The sequence below is a fragment of the Variovorax durovernensis genome, assembly GCF_977011995.1.
Genome location: NZ_CDRNCW010000001.1, coordinates 645920 through 667699 on the forward strand (window position 1 = coordinate 645920; position 21780 = coordinate 667699).

A 21780-nucleotide genomic window follows, 5' to 3' on the forward strand; every position below is an offset into this window, starting at 1 on the left:
CAAGGACATCGCCCCTTCCGGCAACATCGCGCCCCGATACCCCGGCGGCAGCCGCCGTTCGTGGCACCGCAAGAAAGAACGCCTGATGAAAAACATCCTCTTCGTCGCCGACCCGCTCGATCATTTCAAGATCTACAAGGACACCACCTTCTCGATGATGCGCGAGGCCCAGCGCCGCGGCCACCGCATCGCGGCCTGCCTGCCGCAGGACATCCAGTGGAAGTCGGGCGGCTTCGTCACCGCCACGGTGCAGCAGATCACGCTGACCGGCGACGCGAAGGACTGGTACCGCGTCGACATCACCGAGTCGAAGGCGCTGAAGGACTTCGACGCGGTGCTGATGCGCAAGGACCCGCCCTTCGACGCCGAGTACATCTACGCGACGCACCTGCTGGAGCAGGCCGAGCGCGAAGGCGGCCGGGTGGTCAACTCACCGCGCGCGCTGCGCGACCACCCCGAGAAGCTCGCGATCATGGAGTTTCCGCAGTTCGTCACGCCCACGCTGGTCACGCGCAGCGCGCAGGCGGTGCGCGACTTCCATGCGGAGCACGGCGACATCATCCTGAAGCCGCTCGACGGGATGGGCGGCATGGGCATCTTCCGCGTGAAGCAGGATGCGCTGAACCTCGGCTCCATCGTCGAGACGCTCAACAAGGACGGCGCCGAGACCATCATGGTGCAGCGCTTCGTGCCCGAGGTCGTCCAGGGCGACAAACGCATCCTGATCATCGCGGGCGAGCCGGCGCCTTTCGTGCTGGCGCGCATTCCGCAAGGCACCGAGGTGCGCGGCAACCTCGCGGCCGGCGGCAAGGGCGTGGCGCAGCCGCTGACGGCGCGCAACCGCGAGATCGCGGAAACCATCGGCCGCGTGCTCGCGCCGCGCGGGCTGCTGCTGATCGGGCTCGACGTGATCGGCGATTCGGTCACCGAGATCAACGTGACCAGCCCGACCTGCTTCCAGGAAATCACCGAGCAGACCGGCTTCGACGTGCCGGCGATGTTCATCGATGCGCTGGAAGCGACCCTGCAGCCGCAGGGCCGCTGACTTCGGCCGTCAGAAGTCGATGGTGCCGCTCAGCGAGAAGGTGCGCGGGGCGCCCAGCACCAGGTAGTTGCTGCCCTGCGTGCCGCCCACCGAGGCCCAGTACGACTTGTTGAACAGGTTGTCGATGCGCGCACGCAGCGTGAGCGCACGGCCGTTGCCCAGGTCGACCAGGTAGCGCGCGCCGATGTCGAAGCGCGTCCACGACGGCACCGACTGGGTGTTGGCGGCGTTGGCGTATTGCTTCGAGGTGTAGAGCATGCGGGCGTTCAGCGACAGGTTGCGCAGGCCCGGCACGTCCCATTCGGCGCCCAGGTTGGCTTGCTGCTTGGCCACGCCGATGGCCGTGAGACCGTCGGTGGCGCCGCCTTGCGTGTTCTTCTGCTTGGCGTCGAGCAGCGTCAGGCCGCCGAGCAGGCGCAGGCCCTTGGCCGGTTGGCCGAACACCGAGAACTCCAGGCCCTGGTTGCGCTGCTTGCCGTACAGGCCGTAGGTCTGGCCGGAGTAGTAGTAAGTCGGCTGGTCGGTGGTGAAGAACGCGGCGCTGGCGCCGAGCGTGCCGCCGTCGTACTTGACGCCGATTTCCTTCTGCTTGGCCTGGTACGGCGCGAAGATCTCGCCGGCATTGGTGACCGGGCGGTTGTTCACCGTGGTGCCCGCCACGTTGCCCTTGACCAGGCCTTCGATGTAGTTGGCGTAGGCCGAAACCATCGGCGTGATCTTGAACACGACGCCGGCCACCGGGGTGGTCTTGCTCTTGTCGTAGTAGCTGGTCTGCGTGAGCGTGTTGTAGGCGTAGCTGGTCTGCTTGATGGTCTGGCGGCGCGCGCCGAGCGTGACGAGCAGGCGGTCGTCCATGAAGGCCATGGTGTCCGCGACGGCCAGGCTCGAGGTGTCGATGCGGTCGGTCAGCCGCGGGTTGTCGAGCGTGTTGCCAACGAAAGCACCGTTGGCTACCGGGTAGGGCGACGCATACGGCGTGTAGATGTTGTTGCGCACGCTCTGCGCCGAGATGGCGTAGGCGTTGTCGCGGTCGTTGCTGTACTTGGCGGCCGAGGCCACCAGCGTGTGCTTCACAGGGCCGGTGGTGAAGTTGCCGCGCACGCCGATTTCGCCGGTGCCGATGCGGTCTTCGCGGGTGTTGCTGAAGCGCGTGTTGCTGGTGTTGCCGAAGGCGTCGGTGAGCGTCGGGTTCGACAGCACGTTGTCTTCGCTGCTGCGGCGCACGCCGCCGGCGGCCCAGGCCGTGATGTTGTCGGTGATGTCGAATTCGCCGCGGAAGGTGGCGAACTTGTCCTTTTCCTTCGAATAGGTCCAGGGCTGGGCGAAGTTGGTGCGGGCGTCGGGCGCGCGGGGGATCGGCAGCGTGGACGAGGGCGTCAGGCTCGGGCGGCCGTCTTTCAGGTCGTAGTCCTGGTAGCCGAAGTCGGCCGACAGGCGCACGTTGCGGTTGTGCCAGTCGAGGCCGACGCCGAAGGCGCTGAGCTGCTGGCTTTCCTTGTTCACGCCGGTACCGCCTTCGCGGCGCACCGCGTTCACGCGCACGCCCAGGCTGTCGTCGGGACCGAAGCGGCGCGCCAGGTCGAGGTTGACGAAGCCCTGGCCGCCGCTTTGCACGCCGAAGCCGACACGGGTGAGCGCTTCGTTGGGCGCGCGCTTGGGCAGCAGGTTGATCGCGCCGCCGATGCCGCTGCCGCCGGGAGCCGCGCCGTTCAGGAAGGTGTTGGCGCCGCGAAACACTTCCACGCGCTCGAAGAATTCAGAGGCGATGTACTGGCGCGGCAGCATGCCGTAGAGGCCGTTGTACGACACGTCGTCCGAGTACACGGGGAAGCCGCGCACCACGTACAGCTCCTGGAAGTTGCCGAAGCCGCGTGCCTGGCGCACCGACGGGTCGTTCAGCAGCACGTCGGCCACGCTTTTGGCCTGCTGGTCCTGGATCAGCTCGTTGGTGTAGTTGGTGCTGGAGAAGGGCGTGCTCATCATGTCCTGGGTGCCCAGGATGCCGATGCGCCCGCCGCGTGCCACCTGCCGCCGGCGTAGGGCTTGGCCAGGCCTTCGGCCGATGCGTCGGCGCTGGCTTCCACGTTCACCGTGGCCAGCGTGCCGCTCGACGCCGCTGCGGCGGCCGGTTCGGCCGTGTTGTTCTGGGCCAGTGCCGCCACGGCATGGAGCGCGAGCAGCGTTGCGGCCACGACAGGCCGAAGATGGAAATGAGATGCGGGCATGGACGGTTCGAAAGATGCAAATGAGAACAGTTATTGTTCTCGCACTTTCGCCCGACCGCTGATACTTTATTGCACTGTTGCGAAAATGTGTCAGTAGAAAGGTTGCAACGTCGGCTCAGTACCCCGAAAGCCGTCCATCCACGAAAACATGAAGCTCGCCGGGCGCGAACTGCGTCCAGGTTTCGTTGGTCGTGAGCGGTGCCGTCACCACCACCGCCACGCGGTCGCTGGGCGTGGTGTGCTGCGCGAAGTCGATCGCCAGGTCTTCGTCGGAGAGCTGCGCGGTGACGAAGGGATGCCGGCGCTCCACGTACCAGAGGTTGGTCGACGCGTGGGCCCACAGCGCCTGTCCGTTGGACAGCATGAAGTTGAAGGTGCCGTGGCTCGCCAGTTGCGGCGCCAGTTCGCGCAACGTGAGCGTCAGTTCCTCGATGCTCGGCACGCCCGCGTGCGACTTGGCCAGCTCCTGCATGATCCAGCAGAAGGCATGCTCGCTGTCGGTATTACCCACCGGATGGAAGTTGCCGTGCAGGCGCGGGCGGAATTCCTTCAGGTCGCCGTTGTGGGCAAACACCCAATAGCGCCCCCACAGCTCGCGCACGAACGGGTGGCAGTTCTGCAGGTTGACCTCGCCCTGCGTCGCCTTGCGGATGTGCGCGATGACGTTGCGGCTCTGGATGGGATAGCGCCGGATCAGCTCTGCCACCGGCGACTCGCACGCCGGCTGGTGATCCACGAAATGGCGCAGCCCGCGGTCCTCGAAGAACGCGATGCCCCAGCCGTCGGCATGGTGATCGGTGCGGCCACCGCGCTGCGCGAACCCCGTGAAGCTGAAGGTCACGTCGGTCGGCGTGTTGCAGTTCATCCCTAGCAATTGACACATGCCCGCAATTAGACCGCGATTCGCGCGGCCGGGCGGCTGCTAGCGCAGGAACTTGCCTTCCTTCGTCACCCGCACCATCTCGATGAAGCGCGAGCCGGTGTTGCTGGCGCCGGTGAAATCGATCTCCATGTTGTTCACCCGCAGCTTCATGGCCTTGAGCGTGGCATGCAGCTTGGCGCGCGTCAGGTCGCGCCCGGTGCGGCGCAGCGCCTCGATCATCACCAGCGCGTTCACATAGCCTTCGTAGCTCAGGTAGCCCACGTCGACCTTGGCGCGTTCGGCCAGCTGCCGATACTCCCTTGCGCCGGCGTCCACTTCGCTCCATGGGTAGGGAACGATCTGCGAGATGGCCAGGCCGCTTGTCTTGTCGCCCACCAGCCGCGCCGTGACGTCGCCCGGCACGATCGACATGCCGTAGAACATCTGGCGCCCGCCCGCGGCCCAGGCGGCCTTCATCACCTCGCCGCCGATGCCGCCGCCCAGGTACATGATGACCGCCTGCGCCTTGCTGTCCGCCAGCGCCTTGCCCGAGGCCTCGTTGGCCGAGCCGTCGCCCTTCACCGGCACGGCGGCCACGGGCTTGAGCTGCAGCGTGGCGAGCGCGGCCTCGACCAGCTTTGCCACTTCGGCGCCGCCCGGGTTGTCGAGGTAGGCCACCGCGATCCGCGAGACGCCGATGGTCGTCAGGTGCTGCACCAGCGCCTGCGCCTCGCGCGCGAAGGTGGCGCGCACGAAGTAGCCGGAGCCCGCCACCTTCTCGCGCGCCGAGTCGGACACCGCGTAGCCGCCGACCATTGGCGCGCCGCTCTGGTTCAGCACCTTGGCCGCCGCCGCGGTGGTGCCCGATCCCACGCAGCCGAAGAAGGCGAAGGCGCGGTGCTCGCCGAGCAGCTTCTCGTAGTTGGCCACCGCCTTCTCGGGCACCAGCTCGTCGTCGAGCGACACCAGCCGGATCTTGCGGCCAAACAGGCCGCCCTGCGCGTTCACCGCATCGAAAGCCAGCCCCGCGCCGGCCACCACGACCTTGATCGGAGCCCCGAGCGGCCCGCTCAGGATGCCGGTGAGGCCGAGCACGATTTCGGTGTCCGCCGCGCCGCTTTCGGCGGCATGGGCGGAAGACACGAGGCCGAGCGCGGGCACGGCGACGGCCGCCGCCGAAGCGGCAATGAAATTTCTGCGATGCATGGGAATGGGGCTCGCTGGCGAGCTTGATACAACTGATAACAATTGAATGCGAAAGCCCCGTCTTCCGCCGCCGGGGTTTACCCCGTCTTGCGCGCCGTTTCCGCCGGCCCCTGTCGCAGCTGCCAGGCCGCGCAGACCGCCAGCGCGCACAGCCCCGCCAGCATCGCGAACACCTCGTCGAAGGCCGCCAGCCGCGCCGGGCTGCTCATCGGGTTGGCGAGCGAATCGCCGTGCGCCGCCAGCCGCCACTCGAGCACGATGGCGCACAGGCTCACGCCGGCCGCGCCGCCCAGCATGCGCACGAAGTTGATGGCGCTGGCGCCCTGCGGAATCAGCGGCTTGGCCAGCGGCCGCATCGAGCCCAGGTTGAGCGAGGGCAGGATGAACCCCAGCCCGATGCGCCCGATGATTGCGAACGCCACCAGCAGCCACAGCGCGCTGTCCAGCCGCAGCACCATCATCAGCGCGAACGACGCGGCCAGCAGCGCCAGCCCGATGGTCACCAGCACCCAGGTCGGATGCCTGTCGGCCAGCCGGCCCACGCCGGCGATGGTCAGCGCCAGCACGATGCCCGCCGGCAGCAGGATGGTGCCCACGTGCGAGGCCGACAGGTGCAGCCCCACCTGCATGTACACCGGCAGCAGGTAGGTCGAGCCGAACAACGCCGTGCCGTAGATGAACGCCACCACGCTGCCCATCGCGAACTGCCGGTACTGGAACAGCGCCAGGTTCATCAGCGGCGTGCCGCCCGATGCCGCGAGCCGCCGCTGCCACCACACGAAGGCGCCGAACGCCATCAGCGCGCCGGCCAGCAGCAGCCCGGCCTGCAACGGCGAATCGCCGCGCAGCGCCACCAGCCCGTTCAGCAGGCACAGCGTGCCGATGGTGCCAAGTGCCAGCCCGCGTCCGTCGAGCCCGCCGCCGCGCACGGCCGCCACGCCGCCGGGCGCGGTGGTCGGCACGAACTTGTAGGCCAGCCAGAGCGACGCCAGGCAGAAGGGCACCACCATGAAGAAGATCGAGCGCCAGCCGAACAGGTCGACCAGCACACCGCCGATGCTCGGCCCGATGGCCGGCGCCAGCACCACGCCCATGCCGAAGATGCCGCTCGCGCGCCCCTGCTCGTGCGGCTCGAAGGCGCGCAGGATGATGATGGCCGGAATCGGCTGCACCACGCCCGCGGCCAGCCCTTCGGCCACGCGCGCGAACAGCACCAGGGAGAAGTCGTTGGCCAGCCCGCCCACGATGCCGCCCACCAGCAGCAACAGCATGGTGCCCACATAGGTGCGCCGGTAGCCGTAGCGCGACAGCAGCCACGGCGTGGTGAGCATCGAGACCGTCATCGCCACCATGAAGCCCGAACTCACCCACTGCGCGCGCTCCTGCCCGAGCGAGAAGTGATGGCTCATGCCCGGAATGGCCACGTTGACGATGGTCGAGGACATGATCGACGCCATCGTCCCCACCATGACCGACAGCAGCAGGTACCAGCGGTAGTGCTCGCCATAGCGCTGGCGCATCGTGCCGATGGAGGGCGGGGCCGGCGTGCTCGCGGCTTCGGATGTCTGTGGGGAGGTCATGGGGCGGCGGAATGTCTCGGGGTCCGTCGTCCTACAAGCATATCGGTGTTTGCACGATGAGGCCCATGCCCGCGGGTCGCACAATGGCCCGGCTGTCCCCTCCGCGTCTTCATGAAGACGTCTTCCAGAAGATCAAGACAACCACATGGATTCCCTGCCCGAAGCCCAAGATCCGCAAGCCAGCGCCCCGGCCGCCGCCGAGCCCGAAGGCGCGCCCACGCTCGCCACCGAACTCGCCGCGCCCACCGTCAGCCGGGCCTACCGCTGCCAGTGCGGCCGTCCCGTGTTCCTGCGCAACAGCGAATGCCTGGCCTGCCACACGCCGCTGGGCTACGTGATCGACCGCCTCGGCGTCATGCCGCTCGCACCGGCGCAAGGCGACGGCGCGCAGCCCGACACCTTCACCGTGTTCGGCGACCCGCACGGCCCTACCTACCGCCGCTGCGCCAACCTCATGACGCCCGCCGCCTGCAGCTGGATGGTGCCGGCCGCGCGCGATAGCGAGCAGCCGCCCGCCGACCCGCACGGCCTGGCGCCCGGCTATTGCCTGGCATGCAGCGTCACCCGCACCATTCCCGACCTGTCGGTGGAGAGCAACGGCGAGCTCTGGCGTAAGCTCGAGACCGCCAAGCGCCGGCTCATCTCGCAGCTGCTCGCGCTCGGCCTGCCGGTGGTGAGCCGCCATGCCGACCCGGTGCACGGCCTGACCTTCGACTTCCTCGGCAACGTGCCCGGCGGCCCGCACGTCATGACCGGCCACCAGGACGGCGTGATCACCCTCAACGCCGAGGAGGCCGAGGACGCCGTGCGCGAACGCATCCGCGCCGAGATGCGCGAGCCCTACCGCACCCTGCTCGGCCATTTCCGCCACGAGATCGGGCACTACTACTGGGACCTGCTGGTGCAGCCCACGCCGTGGATCGACGACTTCCGCGCGCTCTTCGGCGACGAACGCGCCGACTACGCGGCCGCGCTGCAGACCCACTACGAGCAGGGCCCGCCGCCGGACTGGACCGACCGCTACGTCAGCAGCTACGCCAGCACGCATCCGTGGGAAGACTGGGCCGAGACCTGGGCGCACTACCTGCACATGGCCGACACGGCGGACACCGCGATGAGCTTCGGCGTCGATGCGGCCAACGTCGAACTCACGAGCGACCTCTTCACCCTCGACGACCTGTGGCAGCCGGACCACCCCGATGCCGGCCAGTTCCTCGACTTCATCAACGGCTGGGTGCTGCTCACCAACGTGCTCAACGAGCTGTCGCGCAGCATGGGCCAGCCCGACTACTACCCTTTCGTGCTGCCGCGCACGGCCGTGGGCAAGCTGCAGTTCATCCACCGGGTGATCACCCAGCAGCGGCCGGGCGATGCGCCGTCGATGGTCGTGTCGGGTGAGGTGGCCGCGCCGGAGGCCGCGCAGTCCCAGGCGCAATCACAGACGCAGAGCCAGTCGCAGTCCCAGGACGCCGGTCAGTCCTGACGCCGTGGCGCGGCTCCCGTCGCGCAGCGCATGCAGATGCACGCCAGCCCGCGCATCTCTTCCGGCAGGTTGGTCAGCGGCGCATTGCTGAAGTCGACCTGCATGCACCAGCAGGGCGGCTGCGCCTGGCCGGTCTCGCGTTCGATTTCCATCGCGCAGCGGTTCGGCTCGCCGCACAGCGGGCAGCGCGTGGCGTCGATGACCGCCGTGCCGGTTTCCATCATGCGATCTCGAAGGCCGGCAGCTTCTTCGGCACGGCCAGGTTGCGCAGCGTGGTGTACACCGGCAGGCCGCCGCTGTAGGCGGGGTAGTCCTCGCCCTCGATCAGCGGCAGCAGGTAGCGGCGGCACTTTTCGGTGATGCCGTAGCCGTCGTCCGAGATGAAATCGCGCGGCATCGGCTTCTCGACATTCGCAACCGACTCCAGCGGCGCGCTGCCGATGCGGTACGTGTACGGCACGTCGGAGGTGCGCTCGATGGTCGGCATCACCGCGTTGCGGCCTTCCAGCGCAAGCTCCACCGCGCGCTGGCCCAGCTCGTAGGCCTGCTTCACGTCGGTTGCCGAGGCGATGTGGCGTGCCGCGCGCTGCAGGTAGTCGGCCACGGCCCAGTGGAATTTGTGGCCCAGCGCGTCCTTGACCATCTGCGCCACCACCGGTGCCGCGCCGCCGAGCTGCGCGTGGCCGAAGGCATCGCGCGTGCCCTGCTCCGCGAGGAAGGTGCCGTCGGGATGGTGGCAGCCCTCGGACACCACCACCGAGCAGTAGCCGTGCTGCTTCACCAGTTCTTCGACACGCGCCAGGAAGCGCACCTTGTCGAATTCGATTTCCGGAAACAGCACCACCACCGGAATGCCCTGGTCCGCGGCGAGCCCGCCGGCCGCGGCGATCCATCCGGCGTGCCGCCCCATCACCTCGAGCACGAACACCTTGGTCGATGTCGCCGCCATCGAGCGCACGTCGAACGAGGCTTCGATGGTCGACACCGCCACGTACTTCGCGACCGAGCCGAAGCCAGGGCAGCAGTCGGTCAGCGGCAGATCGTTGTCGATGGTCTTGGGCACGTGGATGGCCTGCAGCGCATAGCCCATCGACTGCGACAGCTGGCTTACCTTGAAGCAGGTGTCGGCCGAATCGCCGCCGCCGTTGTAGAAGAAGTAGCCGATGCCGTGCGCCTTGAACACCTCGATCAGCCGCTCGTATTCGCGCCGGTTCTTCTCGAGCGACTTGAGCTTGTAGCGGCACGAGCCGAAGGCGCCGGAAGGCGTGGTGCGCAGTGCGGCGATGGCCTCGGCCGGCTCAGCGCCGGTGTCGATCAGCTCCTCGGTCAGCGCGCCGATGATGCCGTTGCGCCCCGCGTAGAGCTTGCCGATGCGGTCCGGGTGCCGGCGCGCCGTCTCGATCACGCCGCAGGCCGACGCGTTGATGACCGAGGTGACGCCGCCTGATTGGGCGTAGAAGGCATTGGGGATGGGCATGCGCGGCATTGTCACGCAGCCCCCGGGCCGGCGCCAGCGGGCGCCGGTGTCGGAATGTCAGCGGCTCTCGAAGACCGGCGGCCGCTTCTGCAGGAAGGCGCTCACGCCTTCGCGGAAGCTGGGGCGGTCGATCAGCTCGCGCTGGCGTTCGCTCTCGTAGTGCAACTGTTCCTTCAGCGAGTGGCGCTCCGAGGCGTCGAAGGCTTCGCGCGCCTCGACCACCGCATGCGCCGGCAGCCGGGCGAGGCGCTGCGCGATGCCCGCGGCTTCTTTCATCAGCTGCCCGTCGTCCACGCAGGACCAGATCAGGCCCCACTGCACCGCACGCTCCGCGTCCACGCGCTCGTCGAGCAGCGCCATGCCCATGGCGCGCGCCCGGCCGGCTCGGCGCGGAATGGCCCAGGTGCAGCCGAGGTCGGGCACGATGCCGAGCTTGGGCAGGAAGGGCAGGTAGAAGTAGGCGCTGCGCGCCGCGATGGTCACGTCGGCCACCAGCGCCAGGCCCACGCCCGCGCCGGCCGCCGCTCCGTTCACCGCGGCCACCACCGGCACCGGCAAGGTGCGCAGGGTTTCGATCAGCGGATTGCTGAGTTCCTGCATCCACTCGGCGGTCTGCGTGCCGAGCGACTTGCCGGCTTCGCCTGGCGCCATCGCGCTCAGGTCGGCGCCCACGCAGAAGGCCTTGCCGGCACCGGTGAGGATCACTGCGCGCACCGTGCGGTCGTCGCGTATGCGCTCCAGCGCGTCGCGCAGCTCGACCTGCAGCTCGCGCGCGATCGGGTTCAGCTTGGCCGGCAGGTTCAGCGTGAGCGTGGCGATGCCGTCGTTCAGCTCGCAGAGGATGAAAGCCTGGTCGCTCATTGCCGTCAAAGCCTTTCCACGATGGTCACGTTGGCCATGCCGCCGCCTTCGCACATGGTCTGCAGGCCGTAGCGCTTGCCGCGCTTTGCCAGCGCGTGGATCAGCGTGGTCATGAGCTTGGTGCCCGAGGCGCCCAGCGGATGGCCCAGCGCAATGGCGCCGCCGTTCACGTTGAGCCGCGCCGGGTCGGCGTCGAGCGCGTGCAGCCAGGCGATGGGCACGGGCGCGAAGGCTTCGTTCACCTCGTACAGGTCGATGTCGCCGATCTTCATGCCGGCCTTCTTCAGTGCGCGCTGCGTCGCGGGCAGCGGGGCTTCCAGCATGATGACCGGGTCGTGCCCCATCACGCTCATGTGGTGGATGCGCGCCAGCGGCTTCACGCCCAGCGCCTTCAGGCCGCGTTCGTTCACTACCAGCACGCCGCTCGCGCCGTCGCAGATCTGGCTCGCGGTGGCGGCGGTGCAGCGCCCGCCCTCGGCGATCAGCTTCACGCCCGCGATGCCTTCGAGCGTTGCATCGAAGCGGATGCCTTCGTCCACCGTGTGCGCCTCGCCGCTGCGGGTGCCGTCGGCCAGCAGCACGTCTACCGGCACGATCTCGTCGTCGAACGCGCCCACGCGGGTCGCGGCGATCGCCCGGTGATGGCTCTCCAGCGCGTAGCGGTCGAGCGCGCTCTTCTCGATGCCGTAGTTCCTGGCGATCATTTCCGCGCCGGTGAACTGGCTGAACTCCACGCCGGGGTAGCGCGCCTTCATCGCGGGGCTCATGTAGGTGCCCAGCCCTGCCTTCGCGGGCAGGGCGTTGGGCGTGAACATCGGCACGCGCGTCATGCTCTCGACGCCGCCCGCGATCACCGCGTCCATGCTGCCCGACATCACGGCCTGCGCCGCGAAGTGCAGCGCCTGCTGCGACGAGCCGCATTGCCGGTCGACCGATGTGCCCGGCACCGATTCGGGCAGCTTCGACGCCAGCACCGCGTTGCGCGCGATGTTGGTGGCCTGCTCGCCGACCTGGCTCACGCAGCCGAGGATCACGTCCTCCACCGCCGCCGGATCAATGCCGCTGCGCGCCACCAGCGCGTTTATCACCTGCGCCGCCAGATCCGCCGGGTGCCAGCCCGCCAGTTTGCCGCCGCGCCGGCCGCCGGCCGTGCGCGCTGCGGCAACGATGTATGCCTCTGCCATGTTCATGTCCTTCGTTCAGGAAGCCTGTGAAAAGCCGGATGCCCCAAAGCAAAAAAGCCGCCCGTCAGACAGCGGCGGCAATAGGGGACGCATCGGGGCTCATGGGCATCGATGGTTCGACGCCCCTGGTGCCCGGTCAAGCCGGGGACAACCCGTGGGGCAGGAGTCGCCAAGGCGACCGCGCACCGGTGCGCTTCGCGAGGGGAATCGCGGCCGGCTGCGCATCCGACACGGTGATGCACGAGGACTCCAGCGCCGACACCAGCACGCGCCGGTGCTCGGCGCTCTCGAAGCGGTCGCCGGGCGCGAGCACGATGTCGCGCGTGTCGCGGTCCACCGTGACCCAGACCGAGCCGCTGCGGCATTCGATGCCCACGCCGGCGCCATCGGGCACGGCGAAGATGGAACGGGTCGGCAGGCTGACGTGGAAGCGCGAGGTGGCGCCGGATTTCTTTGAAGAAGTGCTCATGGCAAGCTCCATTGCATTCGAGATACGAATGAATATAGTGAGCCGGCCACGTATTTACACGCGGTCATTCGGAACTCGTTGCATGCATCCAGAGAATGTGAAAGCCTCGGCCGGCGAGCTGCCGCCACTCGAGCTGCTGCGTACCTTCGAGGCCGCGGCGCGGCGCCTGAGCTTCACGCTCGCGGCCGGCGAACTGCACCTGACGCAATCGGCGGTGAGCCGGCAGATCCAGCAGCTGGAGGCCAGCCTGGGCGTGCTGCTGTTCGAGCGCCGCCACCGTGCGCTGTCGCTCACCGAGGCCGGCGGCGTCATGCAGCGCGCCGTCACCGACAGCCTGGAGCGCCTGCGCGACGCCACCGCGCGCGTGCGTGCCAACTCGGCGCCGCGCCAGGTGGCGATCACCACCACGCCGGGTTTCGCGTCGCTCTGGCTCATTCCGAAGCTGGCGCGCTTCACCGGCACCCATCCGCAGGTCGACGTGCGCGTGTCGGCCACGCTCGATTTGCTCGACCTGGAAAGCAGCCGCATCGACATTGCCGTGCGCTTCGCGCCGATCAGCCGTGGCGTGGGGCCGGCGCTGTTCGAGGAGTCGGTGGTGCCGCTGTGCGCGCCGAAGCTCGCCGAGGCACTGCATGCGCCGTCGGACCTGTCGGGCCTCACGCTGCTCACGGTCGACTACGCCGACCCCAGCGAGACGGCGACGACCGACTGGGAACCCTGGCTGCGCGTGATGAGCCTGGCCGACCTGCGCATGAAGAGCACGCTGCGCTTCACCCACTATGCCGACGCGGTGGCGGCGGCCGTGGCGGGGCAGGGCGTGGTGATCGGAAGGATGCCGCTGCTGCGCGAACTCGTGAGAGACGGCCGCCTGGTGGCATCGCTGGGCGAAGGCGCCGTGTCGCGCCGCGCCTACTTCGTCGAGATGTCGAAGCGCGCCGCGGGCAACCGCGACGCGCAGGACTTCGCTCAATGGCTGCGCGACGAAGCGGAAGCGGCGCAGCGGACCTGAAGAAGGATCAACCCGGCAGCAGCACCTTGTTGATCACGTGGATCACGCCGTTCGACTGGTACACGTTGGCGATGGTGACCATCGCGGTGCCGCCCTTGGCATCGGTCACCCACACGTTGCCGCCGTTCATCGTCGCGGTCAGCGTGCCGCCGCTGGCGGTCTTCAGCACGGCCTTGCCACCGCCCGCGTTGATCGCGCTCATCAGCGCCGGGCCGTCCATGCGGCCGGGCACCACGTGGTACGTCAGCACCTTGGTCAGCGTGGGCTTGTTCTCGGGCTTGAGCAGCGTGTCGACGGTGCCGGCCGGCAGTGCGGCGAAAGCCTCGTTGGTGGGCGCGAACACGGTGAACGGTCCGGGGCTCTTCAGCGTGTCGACCAGGCCTGCGGCCTTGACTGCGGCGACCAGCGTCGTGTGGTCCTTCGAGTTGACGGCGTTGTCGACGATGTCCTTCGTCGGGTACATCGCGGCGCCGCCGACCATCGGGTTCGACGACATGCCGCTGCTGCCACTGCCGCTCATGCCCATGCCGCCCGCGCAAGCGCCGAGCAGGACCGAAACGCCGACTGCAATCATGAGTTTTTTCATTGAAGGCTCCTGGAAAGAATGGTTCTTGAAGGTGTCTGTGGAAACCGCCAACAGCTCGGAGGCGCGATGCGCTTGGATCGAATACGGGGGCGCTTCGCGTTTGGATTCGCATCCGGTTGCAGATTTGTGCCGCGTCGGCTTTGCGCCACAGCCGCGCATGCGGGCCTTGCGGTTCGTGCAGGCGCTCGCCAGAATCCGCCCTTCGTTTTTCGGCAACAGTTTCTTTTCTCACCGCGCCCGGTGACGACCAACCTCCCGGGCGACCACACCATTCAATGAAGCTTTTCCTGAACACCTGATCCGCACACCGACCGCCCCGGCCGGACGTGCATCCATGCACCCGCCGAGGCCCATCGACAAAGGCCCCGCGCAGCCATTCGCCGGGGCTTTCCTGTTTTTCGGAGTGTGCGCACATGAGTGCTCAACGAAAGGCCCGTGACGACGACAAGCGCCTGGGCCGGTTCTACTTTTCGGTGCCGGTGCCGGCGCCGGCACCTCGCAACCCCGTGGTGGCCGCAATGGCGCGCGGCGAATCCAACCAGAAGGCCGGGCGCCACCTGCGCACGCATCGCGCGGAGCGGCGCGCGCAGAAGGTGGCCCTGCAGAAGGCCGACTATCGCTTCACGGAGGACTGACCGCCATGCGAGCGCGGCAGCACCAGGAACGCGAGCGTTCCCAAAGCCAGCATGCCGGCCACCGTGAGGAACACCGCGCGGAACGGCTCCGCGCCGTGCGCCACCGCCCACGACGCGGCCACGCCGGTGGTCCACTGCATCAGCGACACGCCGAGGAACATCGCCATGTTCAGCAGCGCCATCGCACGGCCGGTCATCTCCGCCGGATAGGCGTTCTTGGTGTACGCGTACTGCAGCACGCTGTAGCCCGAGAGCAGGCCGTAGATGATCGGCAGGCCGATGTCGACGACCGCCGAATGCGTCAGCGCCATGGCACCGAACATCAGCGCGCCGGCGACGGCGCAGCCCATCATCCAGCGGCCGCGCCGAGCGCCGCCCGGGTCCATGCGGCCGAACAGCGCGGGGCTGACCATGCCGGCCACGGTCATCACCAGCGCCACGTTGCCGCTCGCCACCAGCGACAGGCCGTGCCGATCGTGCAGCACCGGGCCGAGCCACAGGCCGCGCAGCGTGATGAACGCCGCGTAGGAAACGCAGGCAAAACACAGCAGCCCCAGCGTGTGGGGCATGGCGAACAGCGGCAGCAGTTCGCGCACCGCCTTGCGCAGCGACTGCCGCTCGGCCGGCGCCTGCTGCCCGCCGCCATCCACCGCCGCGCGCGCGGGTTCGCGCACGCGCCAGAAGATGACCAGCCACGAGAGCACCGCGAACCCGGCCAGCGCCGCGTAGCCGGCACGCCAGGATGCGGCTTCGATCAACAACGCCAGCGGTGTGCCGGTGAACAGGATGCCCATGCCGGCCATGCTCATCACCAGCCCCGACATGGCGGTGAAGCGCGCCGCATCGAAATGCCGCGCGATGAACACCGTGCACGCCAGGAACGCGGGCGCGCAGCCCACGCCGATCAGCGCCTGCCCCAGCAGCAGCGCATGGAAGCTCGGCGCCATCGCGCACAGCACCGCGCCTGCAACGGCCAGCGGAAAGGCGCTGAGCACCGTGCGGCGCACGCCGAACATGTCGATCGACACGCCCATGCCGAGCTGCATCACGCCGAACGTGAAATGGAAGGTGCCGGCCCACATGCCGAGCTGCTGCGGCGTCAGCCCGAAGTTCTGGGAGAGCGGCGTGGCCATCATCGCGCCCACGGTGCGGAAGGCCTGGCTCAGGGCGAAGGCCGTGGCAAGGGCGACCAGCATCGCCGTCGTGGAGGTTGACCAGTGGGAAAGGCGGGTGAGGCGGGAGAGGCGTGAGCGCTCCGCGGGCTTGGGCGCCGCGTTCGGATTCATGAGGAGAGAAAGGCCGTGAAGGATGAGGCGGCCCGAATGCTAATGGATCGCTGGCGCTCGGCCGTCGCCACGGCGACGCCCGCGCCTCGCGACAAAAGAAAAAGCCGGGCTGCAGGAGCCCGGCTTTCATCGTCGTTCAGTCACTGGTGCGAAGACTCAGGCTGAGGTTGCCCCTGAAAAGTGGAGTTCTTAACCCTTGTTGAAAATACCGACAAGGAGTTCAGAGATGAGTGACAAGCAGGTGCGTGCGCAGTACACGCGAGAGTTCAAGCAGGAGGCTGTTCGGCAGGTCCGCTCGGGTCAGGCGATTGCGGTGGTGGCCAAGGTACTGGGCATCCCCAAAGCGAGCCTGGGCAACTGGGTGCGGCTGTCAGCCAAGGGAGAATTGGACGGTGCGGGCGGTGGTGACAAGAGCATCCAAGTCTCGCCCGAGCAGATGGAGATAGCCCGGTTGCGTGCAGAGAATGCTCGCCTTCGCATGGAGCGCGACATCGCAAAAAAAGCCGCGGCGTACTTCGCGCAGGACACGCTGCGAGGTACGCCTGGATTCACCAAATGAGAAAGCTGTACCCGGTGAATGTGTCCTGCGGGGTGCTGGAGGTCAGCGCCAGCGGGTACTTCAACTGGCTGCGCCGGCGTGATTCTGGCCACGGTAGACCTGCCAGGCGTCACAGCGACGAAGCCCTGCTGGCGTACATGCGCGCCATCCACGCCGAGGTGAAGGGGGAATACGGTTGGCCACGCATGCACAAGGAACTGCTGGCCCGGGGCATCCGAGTGGGCAAAGACCGGGTGCGCAAACTCATGCAGCAGCACGGCATCAGGGCCAAGACCAAACGCAAGTTCGTGGTGACCACCGATAGCCGCCACAGCCTGCCGGTGGCGCCCGACTTGGTACAGCGGCGCTTCAACCCCGAGGCGCCCAACCAGCTCTGGAGTGGCGATATCACCTACATCCAAACCGACGAGGGCTGGCTTTACCTGGCTGCGGTCATCGACCTGTTCAACCGTCAGGTGGTGGGTTGGAGCCTGCAGCCGCACATGCAGGCCAGCCTGGTCAAGGACGCGCTGGCCATGGCGTGGTGGCGCCGCAGGCCGCCTCCTGGGGTGATATTCCACAGCGACCGGGGCAGCCAGTATTGCAGCCATGAGTTCCAAGATGCCTTGAAGGGCTGGGGCATGCGTTCATCGATGAGCCGCAAAGGCAACTGCTGGGATAACGCACCGACCGAGAGCTTCTGGGGCCGGCTGAAAACAGCCAGCGTGCATGGGCACAAATTCGCTACCCGTGAGCAGGCCAGGCAGGCGGTGATGGACTGGATGGCCTTCTACAATCACCGCAGGCTGCATTCATCGCTGGACTACCTCAGCCCGATGCAGTACGAGCAGCGCTGGTACGAGGCACAGCGTAAAAAGGCCGCGTGAATCGTGGGTTAAGAGCTACACGAAACAGGGGCAAGGTCAGGCCTCGCCCTTGACCTTCAGGCGCCATGCATGCAGCAGCGGCTCGGTGTAGCCGCTGGGCTGCTCGATGCCCTTGAACACCAGGTCCTGCGCCGCCTTGTAGGCCGAGGAGGTCGCGAAGTTGCCGGCCATCGGCTGGTACAGCGGGTCGCCCGCGTTCTGCTCGTCCACCACCTTGGCCATGCGCTGGAAGGTCTCGTCGACCTGCGCCTTGGTGACCACGCCGTGCAGCAGCCAGTTGGCGATGTGCTGGCTGGAGATGCGCAGCGTGGCGCGGTCTTCCATCAGGCCGACGTTGTGGATGTCGGGCACCTTCGAGCAGCCCACGCCCTGGTCGATCCAGCGCACCACGTAGCCGAGGATGCCCTGCACGTTGTTGTCGATTTCCTGCTGGCGCTCTTCGGCGGTCCACTTGGCGTCGGCCGCGATCGGCACCTGCAGCAGCGCGTTGAGGATGTTGTCGCGCTCGGCGTCGGCGTCGATCTTTTCCAGCTCCTGCTGCACCGCGGTCACGCTGACCTGGTGGTAGTGCAGCGCATGCAGCGTGGCGGCGGTGGGCGAGGGCACCCAGGCGGTGTTGGCGCCGGCCTTGGGGTGCGCGATCTTCTGTTCGAGCATCGCGGCCATCAGGTCGGGCATGGCCCACATGCCCTTGCCGATCTGCGCCTTGCCGCGCAGGCCGCACGACAGGCCGACCAGCACGTTGTTCTTTTCGTAGGCGCCGATCCACGCGCTGGACTTCATGTCGCCCTTGCGGATCATCGGGCCGCCCTGCATGGCGGTGTGCATCTCGTCGCCGGTGCGGTCGAGGAAGCCGGTGTTGATGAAGGCCACGCGCGCCGCGGCCTCGGCGATGCAGGCCTTCAGGTTGACGCTGGTGCGGCGCTCTTCGTCCATGATGCCCAGCTTCACGGTGTTGGCGGGCAGGCCGAGCAGCTGCTCGACGCGGCCGAACAGCTCGCTGGCAAAGGCCACTTCGGCCGGGCCGTGCATCTTCGGCTTGACGATGTAGATGCTGCCGGTGCGCGAGTTGCCCTTGCGCTTCAGGTCGATGGTGGCGATGGTGGTGGTGACCACGGCGTCCAGGATGCCTTCCGGAATCTCCTTGCCGTCCGCATAAAGCACGGCCGGGTTGGTCATCAGGTGGCCCACGTTGCGCAGGAACATGAGCGAGCGGCCGTGCAGCTTCACGGGCTTGCCGTCGGCGCCGGTGTATTCGCGGTCGGGGTTCAGGCCGCGCGTGAAGGTCTTGCCGCCCTTGGCGACTTCTTCGGTCAGCGTGCCTTCGACGATGCCGAGCCAGTTCGAATACGCGACCACCTTGTCGGCGGCGTCGACCACGGCCACCGAGTCTTCGAGGTCGAGGATGGTCGAGAGCGCGGCTTCGAGCACCAGGTCGCTCACGCCGGCCGCGTCGCTCTTGCCGATGGGCGTGCTGCGGTCGATGCGGATGTCGAGGTGGATGCCGTTGTGCTTGAGCAGCACCGACGACGGCGAGGCGGCGTCGCCCTGGTAGCCGATGAACTGCGATGCGTCGGCCAGGCCGGTGCTGCTGCTCTGCAGCGCGACGACCAGCTTGCCGTCCTTCACGCTGTAGCCCGTGGCCTGCTTGTGCGAGCCGTTGGCCAGAGGCGCGGCCTGGTCGAGCACGTTGCGCGCGAATTCGATGACCTTGGCGCCGCGCACCGGGTTGTAGCCGGAGCCCTTTTCCGCGCCGCCGGTTTCGGGAATGGCGTCGGTGCCGTAGAGCGCGTCGTACAGCGAGCCCCAGCGTGCGTTGGCGGCGTTCAGTGCGTAGCGTGCGTTGAGGATGGGCACCACCAGCTGCGGGCCGGCCTGCAGCGCGAGTTCGGAGTCGACGTTCGCGGTCGTGGCCTTCGCGCCCTTGGGCTGCGGCAGCAGGTAGCCGATCTTCTCGAGGAAGGCGCGGTACGCCGGCATGTCGGCGATCGGGCCGGGGTTCTTCTTGTGCCAGGCGTCGAGCTCGCTCTGCAGGCGGTCGCGTTCGGCGAGCAGGGCGATGTTCTTCGGCGCGAGGTCGCTGACGATGGCGTCGAAGCCCTTCCAGAAGACGTCGCTGGCCACGCCGCTGGCGGGCAGGACCTTGTCCTCGATGAAGCGGTGGAGCTCGGTCGCGACCTGGAGTCCGTGGGCGGTGGTGCGGGCGGTCATGGGGGTTCTCCTTGAGAAAGATGCAATCCTGGGATCAACTTTATTCGATACCTTGCTGATGAGTAAGAGCCGCAAGCGGGATTTATCCGTGACAAAAATAGAGGTAATCGAGCAAGAGAGGTACAGGGCGCAAAGGGTAGGCACTGATAAGAGTGCGGGGGCCGGCGGATATATTTAACTTCTTAAATAAATCCCGACCTGTTCCATGATTCTCCTAGCCTCCAACGAAAACCCCCTGGGCATGCCCGAATCGGCCCGTCGGGCCGCCGCCTCCGCGCTCGAGGGCGCCGGCAACTACCCCGACAGCAACGGCACGGCCCTGAAAAACGCCCTGGCCGCCCGGCTCGACGTTCCCGCCGACTGGCTCACGCTGGGCAGCGGGTCGAGCGAGATCCTCGAGCTGGCGGCGCAGGTGAGCCTGAAGCCGGGGGAGGGCGTCGTCTATTCGCAGTACGGCTTCATCGTCTATGCGGCGGCCACGGCGCATGCCCATGCGCACGCAACTGTCGTGCCGTCGCGCGAGTTCGGCCATGACCTCGACGCGATGCGCGCCGCCATCGGCGACGACACGAAACTGGTGTTCGTGGCCAACCCCAACAACCCCACCGGCACCTTCATCGATGCCGCGCCGCTGCTGGCTTTCTTGCAGTCGGTACCCGCGCACGTGACGGTGCTGCTGGACGAGGCCTACACCGAATACCTCTCGCCCGCGCAGCGCTACGACAGCATCGAGTGGGTGCGCCGCCTGCCGAACCTGATCGTGGCGCGCACCTTCTCCAAGGCCTTCGGCCTGGCCGGGCTGCGCATCGGCTACGGCGTGTCGCAGCCGGCGCTCACGGCGCGCATGAACGCACACCGCCCGCGCTTCAACGTGACGACGCCGGCGCAGGCCGCCGCGGTGGCCGCGCTGGGCGACGCGGACTTCCTGGCGCGCACTTACGAGCTCAACACCGCCGGGCGCGACCAGCTCGCCGCCGGCTTCAGGGAACTGGGGCTGGCCTGCGTTCCTTCTTCCGGCAACTTCCTGATGGTGCAGGTCGGTGACGCGCAGGCGGTGCATGCGCGCCTGCTGGCCGCCGGCATCGAGGTCTCGCTGCTCGGCCCCTACGGCCTGCCGCAATGGCTGCGCATCAGCATCGGACTGCCCGAGCAGAACCGCGCAGTGCTTGCCGCGCTGCGCTGACGCCGGGCGGGGCCACTTTTCGCTTCTTTCACCACCCACCCGAGGAGACAAGACCATGAAACGCCGCCAGTTCGCAGCGCAAGCCGCTGCCGCCCTTGCCGCCACGGCCGTCGCGCCGCTGGTGTTCGCGCAGCAGGACCGCACGGTGCGGATCCTGGTCGGCTTTCCGCCGGGCGGGTCGGTGGACGTGGTGGCCCGGGTGCTGGCCGACAAGATGCGGGTGTCGCTGGGGCAGAACGTCATCATCGACAACAAGCCCGGCGCGGCCGGCCGGCTCGCGCTGGGCGAACTCAAGCGTGCGGCGCCGGACGGCTACACGCTGGTGTTCTCGCCGAGCGGCGCGATGGTGATTCACCCTTGGCTCTACCCGAACCTCGGCTACGACCCGGCGAAAGACTTCACCCCGATCGCGCTCGGCAGCACCTTCGACTTCGCGGTGACGGCGGGGCCCGGCGCGCCCCCCGGCGACCTGAAGACGGTGCTGGCCTGGATGAAGGCCAACCCCGCCAAGGCCAACTATGCCACCTCGGGCGCGGGCACCGTGCCGCACTTTGCCGGGCAACTCATCGCCCAGGCGGTCGGCGTGCCGATGACGCACGTGGCCTACCGCGGCGGCGCGCCGGCGGCGCAGGACCTGATCGGCGGGCAGGTGCCGCTGATGGTCGACACCGCCTCGGAAACCATCGAACACCATCGCGCGGGCAAGGTGCGCATCCTCGCGGTGACGGGCGAGCAGCGCAGCCGCGCGCTGCCCGACGTGCCTACGCTGAAGGAGGCGGGCATCAACGTGACGGCCGATGCGTTCTTCGGGCTCTATGGCCCGCCGGGGATGTCGCCCGAACTGGTGGCGCGCATCGACAAGGCGGTGGCCGATGCGCTGCGCATGCCCGATGTGCAGGAAAAGATCTATTCGCTGGGGCTCGTGCCTGCGCATGCGGGGCCGGCCGAGTTGGCGGCCATCCAGGCGGCGCATTTGAAGCGCTGGGAAATGCCGATCAAGAACTCGGGCTTCAAGGCGGAGGCCTGAGGCTCCCGCATTTCTCCCTCCCCCGC

19 protein-coding genes and 1 pseudogene are annotated in these 21780 nt (G+C 67.9%); 8 read left to right on the top strand and 12 right to left on the bottom strand.

What is annotated here, in order from left to right:
- Nucleotides 1-85: 85 nt before the first annotated feature.
- Nucleotides 86-1045 (top strand): glutathione synthase, encoded by a 960-nt coding sequence (gene gshB, locus ACWV14_RS02960; RefSeq protein WP_081270082.1) that lies wholly within the window; start codon nucleotides 86-88, stop codon nucleotides 1043-1045.
- 9 nt (nucleotides 1046-1054) lie between these two features.
- Here gshB and ACWV14_RS02965 read toward each other — a convergent pair.
- The 4 genes and pseudogenes from ACWV14_RS02965 to ACWV14_RS02980 all read right to left on the bottom strand — a co-directional run bounded on the left by ACWV14_RS02965 (nucleotide 1055) and on the right by ACWV14_RS02980 (nucleotide 6918).
- Nucleotides 1055-3270: pseudogene (locus ACWV14_RS02965) on the bottom strand (TonB-dependent receptor).
- 115 nt (nucleotides 3271-3385) lie between these two features.
- Entirely contained in the window at nucleotides 3386-4153 is a 768-nt protein-coding gene (locus ACWV14_RS02970) for a class II glutamine amidotransferase (protein WP_422088596.1), read from the bottom strand.
- 39 nt (nucleotides 4154-4192) lie between these two features.
- Nucleotides 4193-5338, bottom strand: a complete 1146-nt coding sequence (locus tag ACWV14_RS02975; RefSeq protein WP_454902528.1) for an ABC transporter substrate-binding protein — start codon at nucleotides 5336-5338, stop codon at nucleotides 4193-4195.
- 77 nt (nucleotides 5339-5415) lie between these two features.
- Nucleotides 5416-6918: an MFS transporter gene (locus ACWV14_RS02980; RefSeq protein ID WP_454902530.1), complete on the bottom strand. Its 1503-nt coding sequence runs from the start codon at nucleotides 6916-6918 to the stop codon at nucleotides 5416-5418.
- A gap of 145 nt (nucleotides 6919-7063) precedes the next feature.
- On the opposite strand from ACWV14_RS02980, the gene ACWV14_RS02985 reads away from it, so the two are divergent.
- Nucleotides 7064-8401: a zinc-binding metallopeptidase family protein gene (locus ACWV14_RS02985; RefSeq protein WP_454902532.1), complete on the top strand. Its 1338-nt coding sequence runs from the start codon at nucleotides 7064-7066 to the stop codon at nucleotides 8399-8401.
- On the opposite strand, the gene ACWV14_RS02990 is transcribed toward ACWV14_RS02985, so the two are convergent.
- From ACWV14_RS02990 to ACWV14_RS03010, 5 genes are all read right to left on the bottom strand, one after another.
- The gene (locus ACWV14_RS02990) at nucleotides 8392-8622 is read right to left on the bottom strand and encodes a cysteine-rich CWC family protein (protein ID WP_454902534.1); all 231 of its coding nucleotides are present in this window, start codon (nucleotides 8620-8622) and stop codon (nucleotides 8392-8394) included. The two genes, ACWV14_RS02985 and ACWV14_RS02990, sit on opposite strands and share 10 nt — an antisense overlap.
- Nucleotides 8622-9878, bottom strand: a complete 1257-nt coding sequence (locus ACWV14_RS02995) for a 6-phosphofructokinase (RefSeq protein WP_454902536.1) — start codon at nucleotides 9876-9878, stop codon at nucleotides 8622-8624. Before ACWV14_RS02995 ends, ACWV14_RS02990 begins: the two co-directional genes overlap by 1 nt.
- A gap of 57 nt (nucleotides 9879-9935) precedes the next feature.
- Nucleotides 9936-10739, bottom strand: a complete 804-nt coding sequence (locus ACWV14_RS03000; protein ID WP_454902538.1) for an enoyl-CoA hydratase-related protein — start codon at nucleotides 10737-10739, stop codon at nucleotides 9936-9938.
- Between the two features lie 5 nt (nucleotides 10740-10744).
- Nucleotides 10745-11923, bottom strand: a complete 1179-nt coding sequence (locus tag ACWV14_RS03005; protein WP_454902540.1) for an acetyl-CoA C-acetyltransferase — start codon at nucleotides 11921-11923, stop codon at nucleotides 10745-10747.
- A gap of 136 nt (nucleotides 11924-12059) precedes the next feature.
- Entirely contained in the window at nucleotides 12060-12392 is a 333-nt protein-coding gene (locus ACWV14_RS03010; protein WP_454902542.1) for a DUF2917 domain-containing protein, read from the bottom strand.
- Nucleotides 12393-12474: 82 nt separating this feature from the next.
- On the opposite strand from ACWV14_RS03010, the gene ACWV14_RS03015 reads away from it, so the two are divergent.
- A complete protein-coding gene (locus tag ACWV14_RS03015; protein ID WP_454902543.1) occupies nucleotides 12475-13401 on the top strand; it encodes a LysR substrate-binding domain-containing protein in 927 nt (308 codons plus the stop codon).
- A gap of 7 nt (nucleotides 13402-13408) precedes the next feature.
- Here the strand turns inward: ACWV14_RS03015 and ACWV14_RS03020 are convergent, their stop codons facing one another.
- On the bottom strand, nucleotides 13409-13987 hold the full coding sequence (locus ACWV14_RS03020; RefSeq protein ID WP_422088587.1) for a fasciclin domain-containing protein: 579 nt from the start codon (nucleotides 13985-13987) through the stop codon (nucleotides 13409-13411).
- Between ACWV14_RS03020 and ACWV14_RS03025 the strand changes: the two genes are divergently transcribed.
- On the top strand, nucleotides 13974-14231 hold the full coding sequence (locus ACWV14_RS03025) for a hypothetical protein (RefSeq protein WP_454902544.1): 258 nt from the start codon (nucleotides 13974-13976) through the stop codon (nucleotides 14229-14231). The genes ACWV14_RS03020 and ACWV14_RS03025 overlap by 14 nt on opposite strands.
- A gap of 169 nt (nucleotides 14232-14400) precedes the next feature.
- Entirely contained in the window at nucleotides 14401-14622 is a 222-nt protein-coding gene (locus ACWV14_RS03030; protein WP_454902545.1) for a hypothetical protein, read from the top strand.
- On the opposite strand, the gene ACWV14_RS03035 is transcribed toward ACWV14_RS03030, so the two are convergent.
- On the bottom strand, nucleotides 14601-15908 hold the full coding sequence (locus ACWV14_RS03035) for an MFS transporter (RefSeq protein WP_454902546.1): 1308 nt from the start codon (nucleotides 15906-15908) through the stop codon (nucleotides 14601-14603). The genes ACWV14_RS03030 and ACWV14_RS03035 overlap by 22 nt on opposite strands.
- A 226-nt stretch (nucleotides 15909-16134) precedes the next feature.
- Here ACWV14_RS03035 and ACWV14_RS03040 point away from each other — a divergent pair.
- Nucleotides 16135-17333, top strand: a protein-coding gene (locus tag ACWV14_RS03040; protein ID WP_454902123.1) for an IS3 family transposase whose coding sequence is annotated in 2 segments (ribosomal slippage) — nucleotides 16135-16402 and nucleotides 16402-17333 — 1200 coding nt in all. Because the reading frame shifts where the segments join, the coding sequence is not laid out codon by codon here.
- A 36-nt stretch (nucleotides 17334-17369) separates the two neighbouring features.
- On the opposite strand, the gene ACWV14_RS03045 is transcribed toward ACWV14_RS03040, so the two are convergent.
- Complete coding sequence (locus ACWV14_RS03045; protein WP_454902547.1) at nucleotides 17370-19544, bottom strand: malate synthase G; 2175 nt, start codon at nucleotides 19542-19544, stop codon at nucleotides 17370-17372.
- A 205-nt stretch (nucleotides 19545-19749) separates the two neighbouring features.
- Between ACWV14_RS03045 and hisC the strand changes: the two genes are divergently transcribed.
- A complete protein-coding gene (gene hisC, locus ACWV14_RS03050; protein WP_454902548.1) occupies nucleotides 19750-20727 on the top strand; it encodes a histidinol-phosphate transaminase in 978 nt (325 codons plus the stop codon).
- A gap of 55 nt (nucleotides 20728-20782) precedes the next feature.
- Nucleotides 20783-21754: a Bug family tripartite tricarboxylate transporter substrate binding protein gene (locus ACWV14_RS03055; RefSeq protein WP_454902549.1), complete on the top strand. Its 972-nt coding sequence runs from the start codon at nucleotides 20783-20785 to the stop codon at nucleotides 21752-21754.
- Nucleotides 21755-21780: the final 26 nt, after the last annotated feature.

Excerpts from the sequence above, each read along its gene's own strand:
- ACWV14_RS02990 (WP_454902534.1), bottom strand. The coding sequence starts at position 8,622 with ATGGAAACCGGCACGGCGGTCATCGACGCCACGCGCTGCCCGCTGTGC.
- ACWV14_RS02980 (WP_454902530.1), bottom strand. The coding sequence starts at position 6,918 with ATGACCTCCCCACAGACATCCGAAGCCGCGAGCACGCCGGCCCCGCCC.
- ACWV14_RS03010 (WP_454902542.1), bottom strand. The coding sequence starts at position 12,392 with ATGAGCACTTCTTCAAAGAAATCCGGCGCCACCTCGCGCTTCCACGTC.
- ACWV14_RS03035 (WP_454902546.1), bottom strand. The coding sequence starts at position 15,908 with ATGAATCCGAACGCGGCGCCCAAGCCCGCGGAGCGCTCACGCCTCTCC.
- ACWV14_RS03020 (WP_422088587.1), bottom strand. The coding sequence starts at position 13,987 with ATGAAAAAACTCATGATTGCAGTCGGCGTTTCGGTCCTGCTCGGCGCT.
- ACWV14_RS02970 (WP_422088596.1), bottom strand. The coding sequence starts at position 4,153 with ATGTGTCAATTGCTAGGGATGAACTGCAACACGCCGACCGACGTGACC.
- gshB (WP_081270082.1), top strand. The coding sequence starts at position 86 with ATGAAAAACATCCTCTTCGTCGCCGACCCGCTCGATCATTTCAAGATC.
- ACWV14_RS03025 (WP_454902544.1), top strand. The coding sequence starts at position 13,974 with ATGAGTTTTTTCATTGAAGGCTCCTGGAAAGAATGGTTCTTGAAGGTG.
- ACWV14_RS03055 (WP_454902549.1), top strand. The coding sequence starts at position 20,783 with ATGAAACGCCGCCAGTTCGCAGCGCAAGCCGCTGCCGCCCTTGCCGCC.
- ACWV14_RS02975 (WP_454902528.1), bottom strand. The coding sequence starts at position 5,338 with ATGCATCGCAGAAATTTCATTGCCGCTTCGGCGGCGGCCGTCGCCGTG.
- ACWV14_RS02995 (WP_454902536.1), bottom strand. The coding sequence starts at position 9,878 with ATGCCCATCCCCAATGCCTTCTACGCCCAATCAGGCGGCGTCACCTCG.
- ACWV14_RS03015 (WP_454902543.1), top strand. The coding sequence starts at position 12,475 with ATGCATCCAGAGAATGTGAAAGCCTCGGCCGGCGAGCTGCCGCCACTC.
- ACWV14_RS03045 (WP_454902547.1), bottom strand. The coding sequence starts at position 19,544 with ATGACCGCCCGCACCACCGCCCACGGACTCCAGGTCGCGACCGAGCTC.
- ACWV14_RS03030 (WP_454902545.1), top strand. The coding sequence starts at position 14,401 with ATGAGTGCTCAACGAAAGGCCCGTGACGACGACAAGCGCCTGGGCCGG.
- ACWV14_RS02985 (WP_454902532.1), top strand. The coding sequence starts at position 7,064 with ATGGATTCCCTGCCCGAAGCCCAAGATCCGCAAGCCAGCGCCCCGGCC.
- hisC (WP_454902548.1), top strand. The coding sequence starts at position 19,750 with ATGATTCTCCTAGCCTCCAACGAAAACCCCCTGGGCATGCCCGAATCG.
- ACWV14_RS03005 (WP_454902540.1), bottom strand. The coding sequence starts at position 11,923 with ATGGCAGAGGCATACATCGTTGCCGCAGCGCGCACGGCCGGCGGCCGG.
- ACWV14_RS03000 (WP_454902538.1), bottom strand. The coding sequence starts at position 10,739 with ATGAGCGACCAGGCTTTCATCCTCTGCGAGCTGAACGACGGCATCGCC.